The following is a 22,779-nucleotide window of genomic DNA, read 5'->3' on the forward strand; positions in this document are numbered from 1 at the left end:
TCAAAATAAGTGTTTCAATGAATGCATGACAGATCACACCGCCGAGCAAGCAGAATGGGCAGCCGCCCTGCATGCCCATGGCCGGCGTGTGACCAAACAGCGGCTGGCAGTGCTCGCCGCAGTCCAGCACCATCCGCATTCCCCGGCAGAAGGCATCCTTGCCGCTGCCCGCAAAGAGCTTCCTGAACTGACGGCGCAGTCCGTTTATGTGGTGCTTAGCGACCTCACGGACCTGCAGATGCTGCGCCGCTTTGAACCTCCGCACTCGCCGGCACTCTATGAGACCCGGGTGGGTGATAACCACCATCACGCCGTCTGCATCAGCTGCGGCAAGGTGGAGGACGTGGATTGCGCCGTGGGCCACGCACCGTGCCTCACCCCGCACTGGGATGAGAACTCCAAGCCCATGACCATCCAGATCGCCGATGTCCTTTACCAAGGCATCTGCCAGGACTGCCAGTCCAAACAACAGCTTCCCGTAACTTCCGTAAACCAGAAATAAGAAAAAGGAGAACAATGACTGCCATTTCAACAACTCAGTCAGGTGCCCCCGTAACCTCCGACGCGCACTCGAAGTCCGTCGGCGCTGACGGTGCCATCATCCTCACGGACCACTACCTGGTGGAAAAGCTCGCACAGTTCAACCGCGAGCGGGTCCCGGAGCGTGTAGTGCACGCCAAGGGTGGCGGCGCATTCGGTACGTTCAAGACCACCTCGGACGTTTCGGCCTACACCAAGGCAGCCTTCCTTCAGCCGGGCGTCGAGACGGACATGCTGATCCGTTTCTCCTCCGTTGCAGGCGAGAACGGTTCTCCCGATACCTGGCGCGACCCCCGCGGTTTCGCCGTGAAGTTCTACACCTCCGAGGGCAACTACGACCTCGTTGGCAACAACACCCCCGTCTTCTTCATCCGCGACGGCATCAAGTTCCCGGACTTCATCCACTCCCAGAAGCGCCTCCCGGGCAGCCACCTGCGTGACGCTGACATGCAGTGGGACTTCTGGACCCTCTCCCCCGAGTCCGCCCACCAGGTCACCTGGCTCATGGGCGACCGCGGCCTCCCGGCTTCCTGGCGTGAAATGCAGGGCTACGGCTCGCACACCTACCAGTGGATCAACGCCGCCGGCGAGCGTTTCTGGGTCAAGTACCACTTCAAGTCCAACCAGGGCGTCAAGACCATCACGGGCGACCAAGCTGAGCAGCTTGCAGGCTCGGACGCGGACTTCTACATCCGCGACCTCCAGGAGAACATTGCCGATGGCAACTTCCCCTCCTGGGAACTGCACGTCCAGGTCATGCCTTACGAGGACGCCAAGACGTACCGCTTCAACCCGTTCGACCTCACCAAGGTTTGGCCGCACTCTGACTACCCGCTGATCCACGTGGGCACCATGGAGCTGAACAAGAACCCGGAGAACTACTTCGCGCAGATCGAGCAGGCCACCTTCGCGCCGTCGAACTTCGTACCGGGCATTGCCGCTTCCCCGGACAAGATGCTGCAGGCCCGCATCTTCTCCTACGCCGACGCACACCGTTACCGCGTGGGCACCAACCACGCACAGATCCCGGTGAACCAGCCCAAGAACCAGGTCAACAACTACAGCCAGGACGGACAGGGTCGTTTCCTGTTCAACTCCCCCTCCACCCCGGTGTACGCACCGAACTCCGTTGGTGGCCCGGCTGCTGTTGAGCCCACCTCACCGGCCGGTGGCTGGGAGAACGACGGCGAGCTCACCCTCTCCGCCCACACCCTCCACGCTGAGGACGACGACTTCGGCCAGGCCGGTACCCTGTACCGCGAGGTTTACGACGACGCCGCCAAGGCCCGCCTCCTGGACACCATCACCGGTGCCGTTGGCGGCGTGAAGAACGCCGACATCAAGGAACGCGCCATCCAGTACTGGACCAACGTTGACTCCGAGCTTGGTGCCAAGCTCCGCGCCAACCTCGGTGCAGGCCAGACGCAGTCCGACGCCGAAGCAGCCAACAAGCTCTAAGCGTCTTTGCTCTCCAGCATTTCCAGGAACACCCCGTTGCGGATTTTTCCGCGGCGGGGTGTTCTTTGTTTTCCACATACGCTTCTTTGGCTATGGCTGGGCGGATCTTCGGGTCCCTAGGATCCTTTTATGAGCACATTCGAAGGTATCCCTACTGCCGCATTCCGCTTTTACGCCGAGCTTGAAGAGAACAACAACCGTGAGTGGTGGCTGGAACATAAAACAACGTACGACGCCGAGGTCAGGGAGCCGCTGACCGCTCTCCTTTCAGAGTTGGAGCCGCAGTTCGGGCCAGCCAAGATCTTTCGTCCCAACAGGGACATCCGGTTCTCCCAGGACAAGTCACCGTACAAGACCGCCCAAGGCGCCTTCGCAGCCAAACAGGAGGGCGTCGGCTTCTATCTCCAGATCAGCGCCGATGGGCTGCTGATCGGCGGCGGCTACCACTCGCACACTCCGGCGCAGCTGGGGCGTTTCCGGACCGCAGTGGATGCGCCTGGCAGCGGGGAAGAACTCCAAAGGATTGTTGAGGCTGTGGCGGCGGCAGGCTTCACCATTGAGGGCGAGAAACTCAAGACCGTTCCGAAGGGCTTTGATAAGGAGCATCCGCGCGGGGAGCTGCTCAAGCACAAGTCCCTCTCAGCGGGCATTGAGGTGGGACAGCCGGAGTGGTTGTCCCGTCCTTCAGCCAAGGACGAGATCGCTTCCCGTTGGGAGGTGCTGAGGCCGCTGGTGGAGTGGGTCGGTTTGCATGCAGCGCCGTAGAGACGCCGGCGTCCGGTGCACCACGCAAAAGCGCCCGGAAACCGATGGTTCCCGGGCGCTTCGTGGAGCTAAAGAGTGCAGCTGTCTGACAAGCTGCGCACATTGGTCTATACCTTGGTGTAGGTATCTTCGTCCTCATCGCCCTTGGGCTGGCGGATCCCGGAAGCGCCGTTTACCGAGGCCTTGGCTTCGGCGAACTTTTCATTGAGGCGCGAGTGGCGCTGGCCGTAGGCAAAGTAGATGGCCATGCCGATCACCAGCCAGATCGCGAAGAAGATCCAGGTCTCCACGGCCAGGTTGGTCATGAGGTAGAAGCAGAGAACGGCTGATACCCAGGGCAGGACCTTGCCGAACGGGACCCGGAAGGCGGGCTTGAGGTCCGGACGCTTCTTGCGGAGCACCAGGATGCCAAGGCTCACCATCACGAACGCTGACAGCGTTCCGATGTTGATCATTTCCTCGAGCAAGTCCACCTTGGTAACGCCTGCTACGAGGGCAACTGCTGCACCACAAATGATCTGCAGGCGCGCCGGCGTGGAACGCTTCTCGCTGGTCTTGGACAGCGAGCGCGGCAGGAGTCCGTCGCGGCTCATGGCGAGCACCACACGGGACAGGCCCATGAGCAACACCATGATCACGGTGGTCAGGCCCACCAGGGAGCCGAATGCGATGATCTTGGCAGCGTCCGTGTTGCCTACGGCCTCGAAGGCAGTAGTCAGAGTGGGGTTCTTCACCTCGGCCAGTTGCGTGTAGGAAACCATGCCCGTCAGAGCCAGGGAGACCAGGATGTATAGCAGCGTCACCACTGCGAGCCCGCCGAAGATACCGCGGGGAAGGGTCTTCTGCGGGTTCTTCACCTCTTCTGCGGAGGTTGCCACCACGTCAAAGCCGATGAAGGCGAAGAACACCAGGGCTGCACCGGCGAAGACACCCAGGGTCCCGTACTGGGCGGGAGCGGCGCCGGTGAGGAAGCCGAAGAAGGACTGCTTCATGACGTCGGCTACACCGGAGTCCGTGGGCTCGGAGGCAGGAATGAAGGGAGTGTAGTTGGAGAACTTCACATAGCTGAAGCCCACAACGATCACGAACAGCACCACGGCGATCTTGATCAGGGTGAAGACGTTGCCAACGCGTGCGGACAACTTTGTCCCCAGCACCAGCAGCACGGTGAAGATCGCGACAATGAGGAAGGCGCCCCAGTAGAGGTCAATTCCGGCCACCTGGATTGACGGTGGCATCTCCACGCCCATCAGGCCGAACACGGTACTGAGGTAGATGCCCCAGTACTTGGCAATCACGGCCGCGGCGGTGAAGAGCTCAAGGATGAGGTTCCAGCCGATGATCCAGGCCAGTACCTCGCCCATGGTGGCGTACGTGAAGACGTAGGCGGAGCCTGCCACAGGGATTGCCGTGGCGAACTCGGCGTAGCACATGATGGCCAGGGCACAGGTGACGGCGGCGATGGCAAAGGAGATGGTCACGGCGGGGCCGGCAAAGTTTGCGGCAGCCTTGGCGCCCACGGAGAAGATCCCGGCGCCGACAGCAACGGCGACGCCCATGATCATCAAGTCCCAGGTACTGAGGCTGCGCTTCAGCTTCCGCCCGGGCTCGTCGGCATCGGCGATCGACTGCTCGATCGACTTGGTCCTGAAAATGTTCATAATTTTGCCTCATTCTGGATGGGAGTGGTATAGGACTCATCAAGAATAGTGTCCGGCCCTTGGACGACCATATTTATCCCAGATAGTGAGACGAACCACGAAATGCTGTGACAGGTGTGACTGGTGGGACGGGCGCACGTAGCCCCCGTCACACCAGTCAGCTTCCGCTAAATGCTTGGCACGTCCCAGTCCATAAGGGTAGAGCGGATCAGGAACCGCTTGCCCTCAGGTGACTCCACCGAGAACCCGCTGCCGCGCCCCGGAACCACATCAACTGTGAGGTGCGTGTGCGACCAATAGTTGAATTGCTCCTTGGACATCCAGAACTCCAAGGGCTGGGATTGACCTGCATCGCCAATATCGAAACGTCCCAGCAGGACATCGGCGTCACCGGTCAGGAACTCCCCCGCCGGATAGCACATGGGAGCGGAGCCGTCGCAGCAGCCTCCGGACTGGTGGAACATGAGTGGCCCGTGCTGGTCCCAGAGCTTGCGGAGCAATTCCACGGACACCGCGGTGAGCGCCACCCGGGAGAAATCCTCTCCGGGCAGCGTCACCGCAGCTTCCAGGCTGATGTTGTTCATCAGAATTTCAGGACCACTCGGCCGTCGATCTTGGCGTGCTTCATTTCATCGAGGACCGCGTTGACTTCGGAGAGTTCCCGGGTGGAGACCGTTGGCTTGATCTTTCCCTGGGCGTAGAACTCCAGCGCTTCCTCGAGGTCCTGCCGTGTTCCCACGATCGAGCCACGGACGGTAAGGCCCTTGAGGACGATCTCGAAGATCGGCGCCGGGAAGTCTCCTGGCGGCAAGCCGTTGAACACGATCGTTCCGCCACGACGCGCCATGCCGATCGCCTGACCGAAAGCCGAGGGGTGTACGGCCGTTACCAGGACGCCGTGGCAGCCACCGGTTTCGCGTTGGATGACCTCCGCCGGATCTTCATGCAGGGCATTGACGGTAAGCTCGGCACCGTGTTCGCGGGCCAGGGCCAGTTTGTCATCGGCAATGTCCACTGCTGCTACCCGGAGTCCCATGGCCACCGCGTACTGGACTGCAATGTGTCCCAGGCCGCCGATGCCGGAGATGGTGACCCACTGCCCCGGCCTGGCCTCGGTCATCTTCAAGCCCTTGTAGACCGTGACGCCTGCGCACAGCACGGGCGCAACTTCCACCGGATCCGAACCTTCCGGAATCCGCGCAGCAAAACGGGTGTCCACCAGCATGTACTCCCCGAACGAGCCGTCAACGCTGTAGCCGCCGTTCTGCTGCGACTCACACAGGGTTTCCCAACCGGTCCGGCAGTACTGGCAGTCTCCGCAAGCGGACCACAGCCAGGCGTTTCCTACGAGGTCGCCCACTGCAACGTCCGTGACGCCCTCCCCCAATGCCACTACTTCGCCCACTCCCTCATGGCCGGGTATGAACGGCGGGGTGGGTTTGACCGGCCAGTCGCCTTCGGCGGCATGGAGGTCAGTGTGACATACCCCCGATGTAATGACGCGGACCAGCGCCTGCCCGGGACCCGGCGTCGGCCTTTCCACTTCCTTGATCTCGAGGTCGGTACCGAACTTCGTAACTACTGCTGCTTGCATGGTGGTCATGTGAGGATCTCCTTTGATCTGAACGAATGATGGGAGTTTTTGTACAGCTGATGCCCTTAAAACGGCTCCATCAGGGCATCTGCTGTACAAAAACTCCTAGAAGAAGCCGAGCTTGTTCTCGTTGTAGCTGACCAGGAGGTTCTTGGTCTGCTGGTAGTGGTCCAGCATCATGGCGTGGTTCTCACGGCCAATACCTGAGGACTTGTAGCCACCGAAGGCGGCCCCTGCCGGGTAGGCGTGGTAGTTGTTGACCCACACGCGGCCTGCCTGGATTTCCCGGCCGGCGCGGTAGGCCACATTTCCGTTGCGCGACCATACGCCGGCACCCAGCCCATAAAGGGTGTCGTTGGCGATGCCGATTGCGTCGTTGTAGTCGCTGAACCTGGTGACGGAGACCACCGGGCCAAAGATCTCCTCCTGGAAGATCCGCATCCGGTTGTGGCCTTCAAAAATGGTGGGCTGAACGTAGTAGCCGCCAGCCAATTCACCGGAGAGTTCTGCCCGGCCACCGCCGGTGAGCAGCTTGGCGCCTTCCTGCTTTCCGATGTCAATGTAGGACAGGATCTTTTCCAGCTGGTCATTCGAGGCCTGGGCGCCTATCTGGGTCTCGGTATCCAGCGGATTGCCCTGGATGATCTTGTTGGTCCGGGCCACAACGTCCGTCATGAAGGAGTCGTAAATGCCCTCTTGGACCAGAGCACGGGACGGGCAGGTGCAGACTTCGCCTTGGTTGAAGGCGAAAAGCGTGAAGCCTTCCTGTGCTTTGTCGTAGAAAGCATCGTTCTGCTCCGCAACATCGTCAAAGAAGATGTTGGGGCTCTTGCCGCCCAGTTCAAGTGTGACGGGAATGAGGTTGTTCGACGCGTACTGGCTGATCAAACGGCCAGTGGTGGTTTCACCCGTGAAAGCGATTTTGCGGATCCGGGAGCTGGACGCCAGCGGCTTGCCCGCCTCCACACCAAAGCCATTGACCACGTTCACTACACCGGCCGGGAGAAGGTCACCGATCAGTTCCATGAGGACCAGGATGGAGGTGGGCGTCTGCTCAGCCGGTTTGAGGACTACGGCATTGCCGGCCGCGAGCGCCGGAGCCAGCTTCCACACTGCCATGAGGATGGGGAAGTTCCACGGGATGATCTGGCCAACAACGCCCAGCGGCTCCTTGAAGTGGTAGGCGGTAGTGTCCTCATCCAGCTGGGAGAGGTGGCCTTCCTGCGCGCGGACGGCGGATGCGAAATAGCGGAAGTGGTCCGCCGCCAACGGGATATCGGCGTTGAGGGTTTCGCGGACGGGCTTGCCGTTGTCCCAGGTCTCAGCAACTGCAAGGAGTTCAACATTTTCATCAATGCGGTCCGCGATCTTGTTCAGAATGGCCGCGCGCTCCGTGGCGGAGGTCTTGCCCCAGGAGGGTGCAACCTTGTGTGCGGCGTCAAGCGCCAGCTCAATGTCCTCAGCGGTGCCGCGGGCTACCTCGCAGAAGGCCTTGCCCGTGACGGGGGTGATGTTCTCAAAGTAGGCACCCTTGACCGGGGCAACCCATTCGCCGCCGATCCAGTTTTCGTAGCGGTCCTTGAAAGTAACCTTCGAACCCTCGGCACCCGGCTGTGCGTAAACAGTCATTGCTAGCTCCTTTGCTGCGAATCACGGTGGCTGTCGCCATTGATCCGAGCCTAAGAGCGTGGAGGTTGCAGCTACGTTGCAACCATGTGAGTCAGCTCACGCTTTGAGCTCCGTTTCGATCCGCTCGAGATCCGCGACGACGGCGGCGCGCTTGGGCGAGCGCGGCGGCAGCAGCTTCAACACCGCAAGGCGGAGGTCGACGTCGTACTTCGCCTCGGGCAGCTCAGCGTACTTCAGGAGCGAATCAACGCTGCCGTCGCTAAGCAGCGCCTCACGCAGCAGATGCGAGACCCTTTCACGCAACTGCACGACGCCGGGAGCCTCCGATCGGGGCAACAGCCCACCTTTGTAGATTTCCAGGGCTATGCGGTGGGCACCGCGCTGAAGGCAACTCAGGACCTGGCCGGAATCCGGAAGGAGTTCAACCGGCAGACGATAAGGACGGGACCCGGGGACCGCATCCGGGCTGAGTTCCTGGATCACTTTGCGCAGGCGCACCATTTCGGCCCGAAGTGTCACGGCAGAGCCATCACCGGGATACAGCTGGTTGCAGAGGTCTTCAGCGCTGAGCCCGGCGGGGTGGCTGCTGAGGATGGCCAGGATTTCGCTGTGGCGGGCAGAGAGCGAAACCGTCCGCCCATCGATGCTGAGCAATGCCTGGTCGCGGCCCAACAGCTGCAGGCTGTTCCGGTACAGGGCCTGCCCGGACGTGGCCGCCCCGCTCCGGCGTCGAGGCTTATCCCTGACCGCGGCAGCAAGCGTGAGCCGTTCAATACGCAGCTGCGCCTGAGCTGCAGCAACCGTAGCCTCCACCAAGGAAAGGGTGTGTGCGGCAACCGCTGTTTCCGTCCCGGTGATATCCACAACCCCCAGAACCGCGCCGGAATCGGGGTCATGGAAGGGAACCGCCGTGCAACTCCACGGATGGACGGAACGTTTGAAATGCTCCGCACCGGAAATCTGGATGCTACGGTCCAAAGCCAACGCAGTCCCCGGAGCGCTGGTGCCCACCGAGGCTTCAGACCAGTCAGCGCCGGCCACGAACATCATGCCCTCCGCGCGGCGCTGCATCACGGGATCGCCATCAACCCAAAGGAGCCGGCCAACGTCGTCCCCCACTGCCACCAGGAGCCCACTGTCATGGCTGGGTTGAACCAGGAGCTTCTTGATCACAGGCATGATGGTGGCCAAGGGATGCTGCCGGCGGTACTCCTCCAGCTCATCTCGGTCCATGGCAAGAGGCGCTTCGGCAACATCAGGGTTTGCCTGCAGGCTCGCCGAACGCTGCCAGGACTCACGGACCAAGCGGCGCAACCCGATGATGTCCTCAGGCACCCCAAGACGCAAAGAATCCATGCGTTCATGGCCGGTGAGGGCACGCTTCTGCAACAACGCCGCGGCATCGCTGCCAGGAACGGGTGGATGGACTGGATTCCTCATCGAACTCCCTGATAGTCCGCAACAACAGTGCGCTGCACGTGTGGTGGGCGGGACAGTACCCAGCAGTCTAGTTCCAGGGCTGGAGTTTTTGTACAGGTAACGCCCTCATGGGCCCGGTTTAAGGGCGTTACCTGTACAAAAACTCACCCGTTAGCCGCGGGAGATCCGGATCATTTCCTCCCGCGGAACAACCTTGATGCGCTCGCGGACCACACCATCACCCTCGACGGCGGTGCCGTCACCGGACGTTTGGGCGGAAGTCCATGCCGCACCGAGGGCGGCTTCGTGGGCATCGAGCCTGTTCCAACCCTCCCACGTGGTGTACTCGATTCCACGTTCCTCAAGGAGGTCGATGATGGCCTGCGGATCCGGGTTCTCCGCCGGTGGCAGGTTCAGCCTGTCCTCCAAAAGGAAGCCAATGGTCTCCAAAGCATCGCCCTTGGTGTGCCCGATCAAACCGACAGGCCCGCGCTTGATCCAACCCGTGGCGTAGATTCCCGGCACCGGTTCGCCGTCGGCACCCAGGACGCGACCGCCGTCGTTCGGTATGACGCCACGGCGGGCGTCGTACTCCAGCTCCTCCAGCGGCGAACCGTGATAGCCGATTGCCCGGTAAACCGATTGGACCGGGTACTCGATGAACTCTCCAGTGCCCTTGACGTTGCCTGTTCCGTCCAGCTGCATTCGTTCGAACTTGATGCCGGAGGCCTTTCCGGGCGTCTCAGCTGAGTCAAGAATCTCCACCGGGCTGTGCAGGAAGTGCAAGTGCAGGCGGCGTGAGGAAGGCTGCTCCGATTCTGCATGCTCCTCCACCAGCCAGTTGGTCATAGTGTTGACCATGGTCTTGATCTGGTTGTTGGTTTTGATGGCTTCATCCGAGGCTTCGTCGAATTCGAAGTCCTCCGGGTACAGGACAATGTCCACATCTTTACAGTGGGACAGTTCGCGCAACTCCAACGGAGTGAACTTCACCTGCGCCGGGCCACGGCGGCCGAAAACATGGACGTCGGTGACCGGTGACTTCTTGAGCCCGGCATACACGTTGTCCGGGATCTCCGTGACCAGGAGTTCCTCCGGGTGTTTGACCAGCATCCGGGCCACATCCAGGGCGACGTTGCCGTTGCCGATCACGGCGATTTCCCTGGCATCAAGCGGCCAGTCGCGGGACACGTCCGGGTGTCCGTCGTACCAGGACACGAAGTCAGCCCCGCCGAAGGAGCCCTCCAGCTCGACGCCCGGAATGTTCAGGTCTGCGTCCTTGATGGCACCGGTGGAGAAGATCACGGCGTCGTAGAACGCACGGAAATCATGGAGCGTGAGATCCCGGCCGTAGGTCACGTTGCCAAGGAACCTGATATCACCGCGGTCCAAAACCTTGTGCAGGGCATTGACGATTCCCTTGATGCGCGGGTGATCGGGGGCCACCCCGTAGCGGATCAGGCCGTACGGTGCCGGATATGCCTCGAAGAGATCAATGCTGACCTCCACATGCCCGTCTTTGACCTCATTGGATTTAGTCAGAATGTCCGCGGCATAAACGCCTGCAGGTCCCGCACCAACAATGGCAACGCGAAGCGGACGATTGGGGGTTGTTGCGGCTGAGTTGGACACCGTTAGCCCTTCCGAAGCAGTGAGCCACGCCATTGTTGGGGCGCGCAGATTCCAATTCTAGATGTCAGTCCCACACCCGGCTGCTTATATGGCAGGAGTCACAGAAAATGATAAAGATTGCGGAATATTGCGGCTTCGGACGGTGTTGGCGACAATGTGTCGACTCCGGAACAGATAGCTGCCAACTTCCCCTCTTCAAACCAACCCACGACGACGGCGGGCGGCGGCGGTACCGGCGCTTCGGGCGGCTCCGGCAAACCGGGAGGCAAGCCCGTACGGAGCGAGTCGACGGCGGGAATTCTGTTTGGGATCGGGGCTTATGGCCTGTGGGGGCTGCTTCCCCTGTACTTCTTCGTCCTCATGCCCGCCAGTGCGATCGAAATCGTAGCCAACCGGATCGTCTGGTCCCTGCTCTTCTGCGCACTTCTCATCACCATCACGCGGGCCTGGCGGGTCTTTGGCGCTGCGGTCAAGGACCGCACGGTGTTCGGCCCCTTGGCCCTGGCCGCTGTGCTGATTGCCATCAACTGGCTCACCTACACCTTCGGCGTTACCACGGGCCATGCCGTTGAGACGTCCTTGGGGTACTTCATTAACCCGCTGGTCTCCGTTTTGCTCGGAGTTTTTGTCCTCAAGGAAAAACTGCGTCCCCTGCAATGGACTGCTGTTGGCATTGGGTTCGTTGCGGTGGGCGTCCTGACGTTCTCCTACGGGCAACTCCCCTGGATTGCGCTGATCCTCGCGTTCAGCTTTGGCCTCTACGGCTTCGTGAAAAAGCGCGTAGGCCCCAAGGTTGACGCCCTCACAAGCCTCAGCGTCGAAACGGTGGTGTTGGCTCCCTTTGCCGCCATCACCATGGTGGTCCTGGCCGTGACCGGCGTCGAAACTCTGACCACCCTGGGTGCGGGCCACTTCTGGCTGCTGGTGGCATCCGGCGTCATCACGGCTGTTCCGCTGCTGTTCTTCGGCGCATCAGCCCGCCGCTTGCCCATGACCACCATCGGCTTGCTGCAGTACTTCGCACCGGTGCTTCAGTTCATCGTGGCGCTGGCCGTGTTCAACGAGACCATGACCACCGCCCGCTGGATCGGCTTCTGCGTAGTGTGGTTGGCGCTGATACTGCTCACCATCGACATGCTTCGCACCACCAGGAAAAACTCGGTGCTCAAAAAGCAGGCTCAGCGCAAGGCAACGGCCGCCGCGTAGCACGTCCCGTTAAACGCGCAAGGAGGGCCGGGTCCACAAGTGAACCCGGCCCTCCTTGTGTGAAGCGGCAAAACTTACGCGTGAGCCTTGATGGCTGCGGCGAGGACCTCAAGGCCGTCGATCAGCAGTTCGTCGCTGATGACCAGCGGCGGGAGCAGGCGGATCACGTTGCCGTAGGTGCCACAGGTCAGGATGATGACGCCTTCCTTGAGGCAAGCGGCAGCAACGGCCTTGGTGAGCTCAGCGTTCGGCTCCTTGGAACCGGACTGGACCAGCTCGATGGCCAGCATGGCACCGCGGCCACGGATGTCGCCAACCACGGAAACTTCGCCGGCCAGCTCGCGGAGCTTGCCCACGGCGAGCTCTTCGATGTGGCGGGCACGGCCGTTGAGGTTGTGCTGTTCCATGGTGTCGATTGCTGCGAGTGCTGCTGCGCAAGCAACCGGGTTGCCACCGTAGGTGCCGCCGAGGCCGCCCGGGTGAACGGCGTCGAGAAGGTCTGCGCGGCCGGTGATGGCGGACAGCGGGAGGCCGCCGGCAATGCCCTTGGCCATGGTGATGATGTCCGGGACAACACCTTCGTGGTCAACGGCGAACCATTCGCCCGTGCGGCAGAAGCCGGACTGGACCTCGTCAGCGATGAAGACGATGCCCTTTTCCTTGGCCCATGCGGACAGTGCCGGGAGGAAGCCTTCGGCCGGAACAATGAAGCCACCTTCGCCCTGGATGGGTTCGATGATGATCGCGGCAACCTGGTCGCCACCGATCTGCTTCTCGATCATGGTGATGGCGCGCTTCGCGGCCTCGGCACCGGTGATTTCCGGGTTCTCTTCACGGAACGGGTAGCTCATGGGCATGCGGTAGACCTCGGGCGCGAACGGGCCGAAGTTGGTCTTGTACGGCATGGCCTTGGCAGTCAGTGCCATGGTCAGGTTGGTGCGGCCGTGGTATGCGTGGTCAAAAGCTACGACGGCGTCGCGGCCGGTTGCCAGGCGTGCAACCTTGACGGCGTTCTCCACAGCTTCGGCACCGGAGTTGAAGAGTACGGTGCGCTTGGCGTGGTCGCCCGGGGTGAGGCGGTTCAGCTGCTCGGCAACTGCAACGTAGCCCTCGTAGGGGGTGACCATGAAGCAGGTGTGCGTGAAGTGCGCGGCAGCTTCCTGGACAGCGGCAACGACGGCGGGGTCGGACGCGCCGACGCTTGTCACGGCGATGCCGGAGCCGAGGTCGATGAAGGAGTTGCCGTCAACGTCGCGGATGATGCCGCCGTCGGCGTCTTCAACGTAAACGGGCACGCCCGAGGCAACGCCGGCAGCAACGACGGCGGAGCGGCGCTCGGCCAGTGCCTGCGACTTGGGGCCGGGGAAGGCGCCGTTGATGTTGCGCTTCTGCTCGATGCGGTACGAGAGTTCGTTCGCGGTTGTAGTCATGGGAAATTAGCCTTTCTGGGAAGCTCTGGTGAAGGTACGGGTTACGCGGCTGCGTTATGCAACTGCGTTATGCATCAAGTGCGGACATCACGTGCTTGATGCGCGTGTAATCCTCAACGCCGTACATGGAGAGGTCCTTGCCGTAGCCGGACTGCTTGAACCCGCCGTGCGGCATCTCTGCCGTCAGGAGGATGTGGGTGTTGATCCAGACGGCACCGAAGTCAAGGTCGCGGCTCATGCGCATGGCCGTGCCGTGGTCGGTGGTCCAGACGCTGGACGCCAAGGCGTACTCGACGTCGTTGGCGAGTTCGAGCGCTTCTTCTTCAGTGCTGAACTTCTGGACGGTGATGACGGGGCCGAAGGTTTCCTTCTGCACGATGTCATCGGTCTGCTTGGCGCCGGAGATGATGGTGGGCTCGAAGAAGAAGCCCTTCTCTCCTGCGCGGTGGCCACCGGTTTCGATCTTGCAGTTGGCCGGCAGGTTTTCCACCACGGAGGTCACGGCGTTGAAGTGGTTCACGTTGTTCAACGGGCCGAAGTAGTTGTCTTCGTCGTTCTGCGAACCGGTGTGCAGGGTCTTGGTGTGTTCCACCATTGCCGCCACGACGTCGTCGTGAACGGAGTCTTCCACCAGCACGCGGGTGATGGCCGTGCAGTCCTGGCCAGCGTTGAAGAAGGCGAACTCGGCGATCGCCGCGGCGCTCTTCTTGATGTCGGCGTCCTTGAAGACGATTGCCGGTGCCTTGCCGCCAAGCTCCAGGTGGGCACGCTTGAGACCCTTGGCTGCGCCGCTGGCAACGGCGATGCCGGCGCGGACGGAACCAGTGATGGAAACGAGTCCGGGAACCTTGTGGTCAACCATCATGGCGCCGGTTTCGCCGGTGCCGAGGACAACGTTGAGGACGCCGGCCGGGAAGATCTCACCGGCGAGGCGTGCCAGGACCAGCGTGGATTCCGGGGTGGTGTCCGAGGGCTTCAGGACGATGGTGTTGCCTGCTGCCAGGGCAGGGCCGATCTTCCAGATGGCCATGAGGAACGGGTAGTTCCACGGAGCAACCTGGGCTACAACGCCGATCGGTTCGCGGCGAACGTAGGAGGTGTGGCCCTCAAAGTACTCCCCTGCGGACTTGCCTTCCATGATGCGTGCTGCACCGGCGAAGAAGCGAAGCTGGTCCGCGCCTGCAGCAACTTCCTCTGAAGCGATCAGGGAACGGACCTGTCCGGTGTTGCGGTGCTGGGCTTCGACGAGTTCATCGCTGTTGGCCTCTACGGCGTCGGCGAGCTTGAGGAGCATCAGCTGGCGCTGGCCGGGGGTGGCCTTCTTCCAGGACTTGAAGGCCTGGTTGGCCGCGGTCATGGCAGCGTCTACGTCGGCCTGCACCGAAATGGGCGACTTGGCAACGATTTCCCCGGTGGCGGGGTTCACGATGTCCAGAAGACCCGTACCTGCCGGCGTAACGAATTCGCCGTTGATGAAGTTCTGCAAGGTTTGAACCACGGTGTGCAACCCTCTTTCGGAGTCTGGGCATGGGTTTAGCTGATCAGAGCCTATGCCAGGCAGGGGGGTCAAGGAATAGCCAGCTGCACACAGAAGAACCTTCCGCTTAGTGCGCTTGACCAGTGCCGGGTTACGCTTTTAAGCATGGCAATGTCCCTCGCTTCGCTCGTCGCTGTCCCCTCCTTGAAACTCCGCCAGGCCGGTTTGGCGGAAACCACCTGGAACCAGGACATCAGCTGGGTTGCCGTGACTGAGCTGGAAGATCCACAGCGCTTCCTCAGCGGCGGAGAATTGGTCCTCACCACCGGACTGCGCCTCAAGAGCGCCGCGGACCAACGGCGCTTCGTCCGCCAAGCCCAGCGCGCCGGCGCCGTGGGGATCGGCTTCGGAATCGGGCTCACCCACGAGGCCGTCCCGGAAGCACTCATCGCCGAAGCCAACCGTTGGGGTTTGCCGCTGGTGGAAGTCCCTTACGAGATCCCCTTCATTGCAATCGGCAAACTCGTGGCCGAATCGCATTCGGCTGACCACTATTCCAATTTGGAGCGGCTCCTGGCCGGGCACCAGATCCTGGCGCGCTCACTCCTCACCGGCGGCGGCTTGAATGAGCTCCTCAAACAACTGGGCAGCATGCTCCGCACCGACGTGGTGCTTACCCAGTTCAGCGCGCAGCTTTATAACAGCGTGGCCGGGAAACCGGCCCCGACGGCGGAGGGCTGGGCTTCGTACCCGATTCCCACCGGCCGCAGGGACGCCTGCACGCTCTGGCTGCGGCAACCCTTTGTTGACTCCGGCATTGTCAGCTACGCCCAAAACCTCATCAGTGTTGAGCTCAACAACATGGTCAAACAACGCCAGGCGCAGCGGGCCATGGCCGGGCAGGTGCTGGACGACGTCATTCACGGCACGCTGGAAAGCATCGAAGCCGCCCGTCGACTGGCAGGGGTTGGCATCAACAGCACCCGGAAGAACGTGGTGCTCGTGGCGGAGTCTGCGGCCCACCACAAACAGCTGATCAGCATTTCCCTCCCCCAGGCGCTGGAAGCCGGCGTCAGCGCCGTCGTCGGGAAGGATCTGGTCACGGTCATCAGCGACGACGGAAGCTCGGCCACGGCTCTGGCCAAGAGCCTGAGCGATCATTTGCAGGAGGCCGGTATCCACGCCGTGATAGGCATCGGCGGCGCCTACACGAAGCCGAACGGACTGCGCTGGAGCTACTTTGAAGCGCGCGACGCCGTGGCGCACGGCTTGCCGGTCAACGAGCCGGAGCGCCTGAGCCTGACTTCCCTGTTGCTCGCCAGCGAGGACGTTCCCCTGGCGGACATGGCAAGCGAGTCGCTGACGCCGCTGCGGAAGTTCGATGCTGCCCACGGCGCCGAGTTGGTGGCCACCTTGGAGAGCTACCTGAACCACAACGGCTCGGTGGCTGCGGTGGCCGAAGCGCTGACCCTGCACAGGAATACGGTGCGCTACCGCCTGGCCCAGATCACTGAGCTAACCGGATACGACCCCTCCCAGACGCCGGACCGTGTACAGCTTTGGCTTGCTTTGGCCGTGCAAAGACTGGGTTCGCGCAACCCCCGCTAGGCCTCCCGCAAGTCCCTACTGTGAGTCCCTACTGGTAGCCCGTGCGGAGAGCTTCGCCACAAAACTCTGGACATTAGACGTCAAACGTCTAACCTTTAAACATGGCCGCGACGACTCCCCTTACCCCCAGCACCGGAAACATCCCTACTGTCAGCCCTGCCCAGGTGGCGCCAGCGCTTTCGGCAAGCCCGGCAGTTCCCAAGACGCGCGTCGTCGCCGTCGTCGGCATTATTGCCGTGGTGCTGATCGGCCTGAATCTGCGCGCGGGCATCACCAGCGCCGCAGCCCTGTTCCATGATCTGCAGCAGGTGCTGGGTTATGGCGCCCTGGTAGCGTCCATCCTGCCTTCCATTCCCCTGTTGTGCTTTGCGGTTGCAGGCATGGGAACGTCCTGGCTAACCCGCCGGGTGGGCGTGGAGAAGGCGATCGCCATCGCTTTGGCACTGCTGGCCGGCGGCTTGCTGGTGCGTGGCGTTCCGGTGACGGGCGCCCTCCTTGGAGGCACGGTGCTGGCAATGTCCGGCCTTGCCGTGTGCAACGTGGCCATGCCGTCCTTCATCCGTGAGCACTACTCAGAGCGCACCTCCATGATGACCGGCCTCTACACCTTCACCATGTCAGGCGGAGCCACCTTCGCCGCAGTGGTCAGCGTTCCCTTGGCTCAGGAACTCGGCTCGCCTTCCATTGGGCTGGCCGCCTGGGGCCTCCTGGGCGTCGCGGCTCTGTTGGGTTTCCTGCCGGTAGTCCTGCACACGCACCGGAAGGCCACCAAGACCGATCGTCCACGGGTCTCCATGTGGCCCCTGCTGCGCACCCGTTTGGGCCTTCTGATCACCGCGATCTTCACCTTCCAGGCATTCCTGGCTTATGCCGTGATGAGCTGGTTCGCCTACATCCTGACCTCCCAAGGACTCAGCGCCTCCGAAAGCGGCCTGCAGTTCGGCGTCATGCAGCTGGTCTCGGTTGCTGCCGGCATGATCCTTCTCGCGTTCGGTTCCCGGCCCGGCATGCTGCGGCCCGCCCTGTACCTCGCCAGCAGCTCCACCTTGCTGGCCATCGCCGCCATGGTGTGGCTCCCCACGTCATTGGCCGTTGTTCCGGCCGTGCTGTTCGGTTTCGGCCTGGGCATCTTCCCGCTGGTTCTGGTGATCATCAGCCGCAGCGGACGCTCGACGGCCGAAACCACCGCCCTGTCCACCATCGCCCAATCGCTGGGATACTTGATTGCGGCAATTGGCCCGTTTGGCATGGGGCTGCTCCACAGCGCCACCGGCGGCTGGGTGCTGCCCTTGAGCCTGCTGTCCATCGTGGCGGTGGCGCTCATGGTGACCTGCCACCTGCTGACCAGCAAGCGCACTGCTACCAAGACCGGACCGAGGACAGCATGACCCTGACCCCTTCGCATCGCCCGGCCCTTGCCGAGGAGATCACCGCCAAGCTGCGGGACATGATCAAATCCGGTGAATGGCCGCTTCAAGAGCGGATTCCTGCCGAGCCCGAGCTCATGTCCACCCTTGGAGTTTCGCGGGGAACCCTGCGCGAAGCCATTAAGGCGCTGGCACACTCGGGCATGTTGGAGGTCCGCCGGGGTGACGGCACCTATGTGCGGGCCAACAGTGAGATGTCCGGCGCGGCCCAACGCATGTACTTGGAGCACACGCAGGAGCACATTGTTGAGGTCCGTCTCGGCTTGGATACCCAGGCCGCCCGCCTGGCGACGAAGCACGCCACCGCAGAGGATCTGGCTGAAATGCGCCGCCTCCTCGCACTCCGACATGATGCCTGGCAGGCCGAGGACTACCCCACGTGGGCCAGCGCCGATTGGGAATTCCATGAGCGCGTTGCTTTGGCGTCCGGGAATCCGTTGCTGCACCAGCTCTATGTGTCGTTCGGCGGAGTGTTCCACAACGATCTGCTCCGGCAGCAGCGCAAGGGCGGTTTCAACGGCATTCCGCGCGAAGGCCACGATGAGCTGGTGGACGCACTGGAAGCACACGATCCCGATGCCGCCGTCCGCAGCGTCTACCGGAACCTTGACTACTGTTCGGATCAGGCGCCGCGGTAACGTCTGCGGGGCCATGACGTTGCGAACCCGCAACACCGTTGTTGCCCCACCACGGTTTAGCGGGGCGGCAACGTCTTACGGCACCGTTTCGATCCCGGCCCCGGCTGCGTCCTTGAATCTGGCGTTGATCAGCACCACATCGCGTCCGGCCCGGTCCAGCAGGCTGGCTGCGACACTCGCCCGGTATCCCGTGGCACAGTGAACCCAAATCTTCGTCTCCGGCAGTTCCGTGATCTTGCCGGGAAGCTCGTAAACGGGAATGTTGAGGGCTCCCTTGATGTGCGATGCCCCGAACTCCTCCGGGCGACGAACATCCAGCACCACGTCCCCAGGCGCACGGCCTTTGAGGAGCGCAGTCCACTCCCCGTACGGGTAGCTCGCCGGCGTAGACTCAGGCGACCACTCACCAGGTTGATGCCCGACGGCGGCATCCGGACTGTCGATGCCGATTCTCGCCAGGTCGCGGATCGCCTTTTCCACCTCTCCCCTGGGTCCCAGCAGTGTGAGTGGTTGATTCCAGGGGATCACCCAGCCGAGGTAGCTGGTGAAGTTATCGCCCTTCCCGTACTCGAAGCTCACGCTGCCCTTGAGGTGGCCGTCTGCGAAAGCCACTCTGTGCCGGAGGTCCACCACCCACTCCCCTGCGTCCAGGCGTCGGGTCAACTCTTCAGTATTGACGGAGTCCGGGACAGCAAGGGCTGCAGGTCCCACTCCTGCCGCATTGAGCGGGCTCATGTGGGCGTAGTACGCGGGATAAGCGGTGATGTTCGCCAACAACTCTGACACGAAGTGGTCCTCGTCGGGATCCGTCAGGGCGTGGTTGGACTTGGCCTGCTCGCCGATCGTTGATGATTCCTGGTGGCTTGCGGGGCCGATGGAACAGAACGATCCGAAGCCATGGGTCGGGTAGAGCGCCGCATCAGGATCCGCAGAGTCCACCAACCGGCGGACCGAGGAGTACTGGTCATGAGCCAGCGTCGCGGTGTCATCGGAAGAGACCAGGTCCGTCCGGCCCACCGAACCGTAGAGCAAGCTGCCGCCGGAAAACACGGCCTCAGCGCCGTCGTCGTGCGTGTCATCCCGGACCACGTACGAAAGGTGCGTATGAGTGTGGCCGGGCGTGGCAACCACTCGCACCACGAGCTGGCCAACGCGGATAACCTGCCCGTCCGTGACGGGCACCCGGGTAAATGCGAGGTGATCCTCGGCATTCACCAGGTACGCAGCACCGTGCTTCTCTGCCAGGACCAACCCGCCGGTGACGTAGTCGTTGTGGAGGTGCGTTTCGGCCACGTGGGTGATCCGAACTCCGGCTTCGCGGGCGGCAGCTTCAACCCGGTCAATATCGCGTTGAGGGTCAATCACCAGAGCCACATTGCCGTCGTGCACCAAGTAACTCCGGTCCCCCAACTGGGGCGTTTCAATGACAACGACGTCCATGACTCAGGGTACCGCCGGCAGTTAGACCTTAAGCAGCAGCGGGGCCACTCGAAAGGAGTGACCCCGCCTGCTGTGAAACGGAAGAAACTAGACCTGTGCGGCTACACCGTCACGGGAGATGTTGACCATGTCCTCGCGGGGAACAACCTTGATGCGCTCACGCTTGACCTCAACACCGTGGGAGGTGCCGGCCTCGGTTGCTGCTGCACCGAGTGCGAGCTCGTGGGCGTCCAGGGCCAGCCAGCCTTCCCAGCTGGTGAACTTCACGCCACGGGCGTCCAGGAGTTCCACTACGGCGTCGGCTGCGGGAACCTCGGCAACCGGCAGGTTCTCCCGGTCTTCAAGCAGGTACGTCACGGTTTCGAGGGCATCGCCCTTGGTGTGGCCAATGAGGCCAACCGGGCCGCGCTTGATCCAGCCCGTGGCGTAGAGGCCGGGTACGTGCTGGCCGTCGGCGTCCAGGACGCGACCGCCGTCGTTGGTGACGACGCCCTTCTTGTGGTCGAACTCGACGTCCGGCAGAGCCGAACCGAAGTAGCCGATGGAACGGTACACGGCCTGAACCGGGTAGTCGATGAACTCGCCGGTGCCGCGGGCGTTGCCCGTACCGTCCAGTTCGGTGCGCTCAAACTTGATGCCGGCAACCTTGCCCGGGGTGTCCGGGGAGTCCACGATCTCCACCGGGCTGTGCAGGAAGTGCAGGTGCAGGCGGCGGGAAGCGGTGAGCTCGGAGAGGTCCTCCGGCTGCTCGGCAATCCAGTTGGTGAGCGTACCCACCATGGTCTTGGTCTGGTTGTTGGTCTGGACCTGGCGGTCCGATTCTTCGTCGAACTCGAAATCCTCGGCGTAGAGGATGATGTCTACGTCCTTGGAGTGCGAGAGTTCGCGGAGTTCCAGCGGGGTGAACTTCACCTGTGCCGGACCACGGCGGCCGAAGACGTGAACGTCGGTGACCGGGGAGTTCTTCAGGCCGGCGTAGACGTTGTCCGGAATTTCGGTGACCAGGAGGTCATCGGCGTGCTTGGACAGGACACGAGCGACGTCGAGGGCCACGTTGCCGTTGCCGAGGACAGCGATCTCCTTCGCGTCCAGCGGCCATTCGCGCGGAACGTCCGGGTGACCGTCGTACCAGGAGACGAAGTCGGCGCCGCCGAAGGAGCCTTCAAGTTCGATGCCCGGGATGTTCAGGTCCGCATCCTTGATGGCGCCGGTGGCGAAGATCACGGCGTCGTAGTGCCTACGGAGGTCCTCAATGGAGATGTCCGTACCGTAGTCCACGTTGCCGAAGAAGCGGATGTCGCCACGGTCCAGGACCTTGTGCAGTGCGTTGACGATGCCCTTGATGCGGGGGTGGTCCGGTGCGACGCCGTAGCGGATGAGGCCGTACGGTGCCGGGTAACGGTCAAAGAGGTCGATGCTGACGTTGAGCTCGCCGCTCTTGACGGCCTCGCTCTTGGTCAGGATGTCCGCTGCGTACACGCCGGCCGGGCCGGAGCCGATGACGGCGACGCGAAGCGGACGGTCCGCAGAACCTACGGGGGTGCTAATTGACACGGCTGTGTTCCTTCTTCTTCTCAGTTACTGCGGACGCGGGGACGATTTGGGGTAATGGTGCTGTAATCAGCGGTCTTGAAATGCTGCGGTGCAAAGGGGCTGACGCGGACCACATCGCCGATCACAATGACCGCCGGGTTGGCCACGCCGACGGCTTCCGCCTGGTCCGCGATGGTGCCCAGAGTGCCGATGGTGACGCGCTGATCCGGCAAATACCCGTTCTCTACGATACCTACTGGCGTGTCCAAAGGCAGACCCGAGCCGGCCAGCGCAGCCGCGGAATCACGCAATTGAGCCACACCCATGAGCAACACCACAGTGTGATCGGGGCGTGCGGGGACCTCGGACAGCTCTTCATGGCCGGTTACTACGCTGAAGCCCTTGGCCAGGCCGCGGTGTGTCACGGGAATACCGGCAGCGGCCGGAACCGAGATCGCCGACGTTACGCCGGACACCACTTCAACCTCGACGCCGTTCTGCCGGCAGAATTCCGCTTCCTCGCCACCGCGACCCAGCACGTAGGGATCGCCGCCTTTGAGGCGGACCACGCGGTTGCCCTTGAGGGCTTCGTCCACGAGGATGCGGTTGATCTCGAGCTGCGGGACCGGGTGATGGCCGGGCGTCTTGCCCACCTCGATCACACGGACGTCCGGGGCAAGCTCCTTCAGCAGCTCACGCGGCCCCAGACGGTCAGCAACCACGACGTCGGCCTGGCCCAGCAGGCGCCGACCGCGGACAGTGATTAGTCCCGAGTCGCCAGGACCGCCACCCACGAGGGCCACGGAGCCGGCGGGCGTTGTGCCAGCGGCGTCCGGCTTACGGTGACGGCGAAGTGGAAGGTCGCCGGTTTCAAGTGCGGTGGCCACAGCATTACGAAGGGCCATGGCACGGCGGGGGTCGCCCCCGGCGTTGATGGCGATCTTCACGTCATCCACCACGGCAACGGCCGGTGTCCAAGCAGCTGATGCTTCATGGTCCGAGGCATTGACGCACCAGATGCGCTGCGCCTCGGCGTCGGCGGCTACTTGGGTGTCCACAGCGGCAGCGCCAGTGGCAGTCTGAACGAACCAGACGCCGTCGAGGTCTGAAGTGCGGTACCCGCGCTGTTCCAAAGTAAGCAGCCCGGAAGCGGCGAGTCCGTGGAGGTTTTCGGTGGCAACGGGCGCAACAACGGTGACTTTCGCACCGGCGTCGAGCAGTCCCTTGGCACGGCGTTCCGCAACGGGGCCGCCGCCCACCACCAGCACCGGGCGGCCAAGCAGCCGCAGCGCGGTGGGGTAAATGTCCTGTATTGCCATGAA

Annotated in this window: 18 protein-coding genes; 7 read left to right on the forward strand and 11 right to left on the reverse strand. The window is 62.6% G+C overall.

Features of this window, described 5'->3' with window-relative positions:
* The first annotated feature begins 25 nt into the window (after nucleotides 1–25).
* The 3 genes from ABI796_RS14465 (at nucleotide 26) to ABI796_RS14475 (ending at nucleotide 2,763) form a co-directional block, all read left to right on the forward strand.
* Nucleotides 26–502 (forward strand): Fur family transcriptional regulator, encoded by a 477-nt coding sequence (locus tag ABI796_RS14465; RefSeq protein WP_062073344.1) that lies wholly within the window; start codon nucleotides 26–28, stop codon nucleotides 500–502.
* A 14-nt stretch (nucleotides 503–516) separates the two neighbouring features.
* The gene (locus ABI796_RS14470; protein ID WP_141281803.1) at nucleotides 517–1,998 is read left to right on the forward strand and encodes a catalase; all 1,482 of its coding nucleotides are present in this window, start codon (nucleotides 517–519) and stop codon (nucleotides 1,996–1,998) included.
* Nucleotides 1,999–2,127: 129 nt separating this feature from the next.
* Nucleotides 2,128–2,763 carry a DUF2461 domain-containing protein gene (locus ABI796_RS14475; RefSeq protein WP_141281805.1) on the forward strand — a complete coding sequence of 212 codons (636 nt, stop codon included), beginning with the start codon at nucleotides 2,128–2,130 and terminating at the stop codon, nucleotides 2,761–2,763.
* Nucleotides 2,764–2,870: 107 nt separating this feature from the next.
* Here ABI796_RS14475 and ABI796_RS14480 read toward each other — a convergent pair whose 3' ends face one another.
* The 6 genes from ABI796_RS14480 to ABI796_RS14505 all read right to left on the reverse strand — a co-directional run bounded on the left by ABI796_RS14480 (nucleotide 2,871) and on the right by ABI796_RS14505 (nucleotide 10,698).
* Entirely contained in the window at nucleotides 2,871–4,424 is a 1,554-nt protein-coding gene (locus tag ABI796_RS14480) for an APC family permease (protein WP_141281807.1), read from the reverse strand.
* 167 nt (nucleotides 4,425–4,591) lie between these two features.
* On the reverse strand, nucleotides 4,592–5,008 hold the full coding sequence (locus ABI796_RS14485; protein WP_141281809.1) for a DUF779 domain-containing protein: 417 nt from the start codon (nucleotides 5,006–5,008) through the stop codon (nucleotides 4,592–4,594).
* Nucleotides 5,008–6,018: an alcohol dehydrogenase AdhP gene (gene adhP, locus ABI796_RS14490; protein ID WP_141281906.1), complete on the reverse strand. Its 1,011-nt coding sequence runs from the start codon at nucleotides 6,016–6,018 to the stop codon at nucleotides 5,008–5,010. Before adhP ends, ABI796_RS14485 begins: the two co-directional genes overlap by 1 nt.
* 105 nt (nucleotides 6,019–6,123) lie before the next feature.
* Nucleotides 6,124–7,647 carry an aldehyde dehydrogenase family protein gene (locus ABI796_RS14495; RefSeq protein ID WP_141281811.1) on the reverse strand — a complete coding sequence of 508 codons (1,524 nt, stop codon included), beginning with the start codon at nucleotides 7,645–7,647 and terminating at the stop codon, nucleotides 6,124–6,126.
* Between the two features lie 96 nt (nucleotides 7,648–7,743).
* Complete coding sequence (locus ABI796_RS14500) at nucleotides 7,744–9,087, reverse strand: GAF domain-containing protein (protein WP_141281813.1); 1,344 nt, start codon at nucleotides 9,085–9,087, stop codon at nucleotides 7,744–7,746.
* A 150-nt stretch (nucleotides 9,088–9,237) separates the two neighbouring features.
* Nucleotides 9,238–10,698, reverse strand: a complete 1,461-nt coding sequence (locus ABI796_RS14505) for an FAD-dependent oxidoreductase (protein WP_141281815.1) — start codon at nucleotides 10,696–10,698, stop codon at nucleotides 9,238–9,240.
* Nucleotides 10,699–10,815: 117 nt separating this feature from the next.
* Here ABI796_RS14505 and rarD point away from each other — a divergent pair, with 117 nt between their 5' ends.
* Nucleotides 10,816–11,904, forward strand: coding sequence for an EamA family transporter RarD (gene rarD / locus ABI796_RS14510; protein ID WP_141281817.1), 1,089 nt, complete (start codon nucleotides 10,816–10,818; stop codon nucleotides 11,902–11,904).
* Nucleotides 11,905–11,978: 74 nt separating this feature from the next.
* Here rarD and gabT read toward each other — a convergent pair whose 3' ends face one another.
* Nucleotides 11,979–13,334, reverse strand: a complete 1,356-nt coding sequence (gabT, locus tag ABI796_RS14515) for a 4-aminobutyrate--2-oxoglutarate transaminase (RefSeq protein WP_141281819.1) — start codon at nucleotides 13,332–13,334, stop codon at nucleotides 11,979–11,981.
* Nucleotides 13,335–13,401: 67 nt separating this feature from the next.
* Entirely contained in the window at nucleotides 13,402–14,832 is a 1,431-nt protein-coding gene (locus ABI796_RS14520; RefSeq protein ID WP_026005257.1) for a gamma-aminobutyraldehyde dehydrogenase, read from the reverse strand.
* Between the two features lie 144 nt (nucleotides 14,833–14,976).
* On the opposite strand from ABI796_RS14520, the gene ABI796_RS14525 reads away from it, so the two are divergent.
* From ABI796_RS14525 to ABI796_RS14535, 3 genes are all read left to right on the forward strand, one after another.
* On the forward strand, nucleotides 14,977–16,419 hold the full coding sequence (locus ABI796_RS14525) for a PucR family transcriptional regulator (RefSeq protein WP_141281822.1): 1,443 nt from the start codon (nucleotides 14,977–14,979) through the stop codon (nucleotides 16,417–16,419).
* Between the two features lie 101 nt (nucleotides 16,420–16,520).
* Nucleotides 16,521–17,807, forward strand: coding sequence for an MFS transporter (locus ABI796_RS14530; protein ID WP_141281824.1), 1,287 nt, complete (start codon nucleotides 16,521–16,523; stop codon nucleotides 17,805–17,807).
* A complete protein-coding gene (locus ABI796_RS14535; protein ID WP_141281826.1) occupies nucleotides 17,804–18,484 on the forward strand; it encodes a FadR/GntR family transcriptional regulator in 681 nt (226 codons plus the stop codon). The genes ABI796_RS14530 and ABI796_RS14535 overlap by 4 nt, the downstream gene beginning before the upstream one ends.
* Nucleotides 18,485–18,559: 75 nt before the next feature.
* On the opposite strand, the gene ABI796_RS14540 is transcribed toward ABI796_RS14535, so the two are convergent.
* The 3 genes from ABI796_RS14540 to cobA all read right to left on the reverse strand — a co-directional run bounded on the left by ABI796_RS14540 (nucleotide 18,560) and on the right by cobA (nucleotide 22,776).
* Nucleotides 18,560–19,924 carry an MBL fold metallo-hydrolase gene (locus tag ABI796_RS14540; RefSeq protein WP_141281828.1) on the reverse strand — a complete coding sequence of 455 codons (1,365 nt, stop codon included), beginning with the start codon at nucleotides 19,922–19,924 and terminating at the stop codon, nucleotides 18,560–18,562.
* Between the two features lie 87 nt (nucleotides 19,925–20,011).
* Nucleotides 20,012–21,478: an FAD-dependent oxidoreductase gene (locus ABI796_RS14545; protein ID WP_141281830.1), complete on the reverse strand. Its 1,467-nt coding sequence runs from the start codon at nucleotides 21,476–21,478 to the stop codon at nucleotides 20,012–20,014.
* A 20-nt stretch (nucleotides 21,479–21,498) separates the two neighbouring features.
* Complete coding sequence (gene cobA / locus ABI796_RS14550; protein WP_141281832.1) at nucleotides 21,499–22,776, reverse strand: uroporphyrinogen-III C-methyltransferase; 1,278 nt, start codon at nucleotides 22,774–22,776, stop codon at nucleotides 21,499–21,501.
* Nucleotides 22,777–22,779 lie beyond the last annotated feature (3 nt).

This window comes from Paenarthrobacter aurescens, assembly GCF_041549525.1.
GTDB classification, from domain to species: domain Bacteria; phylum Actinomycetota; class Actinomycetes; order Actinomycetales; family Micrococcaceae; genus Arthrobacter; species Arthrobacter aurescens.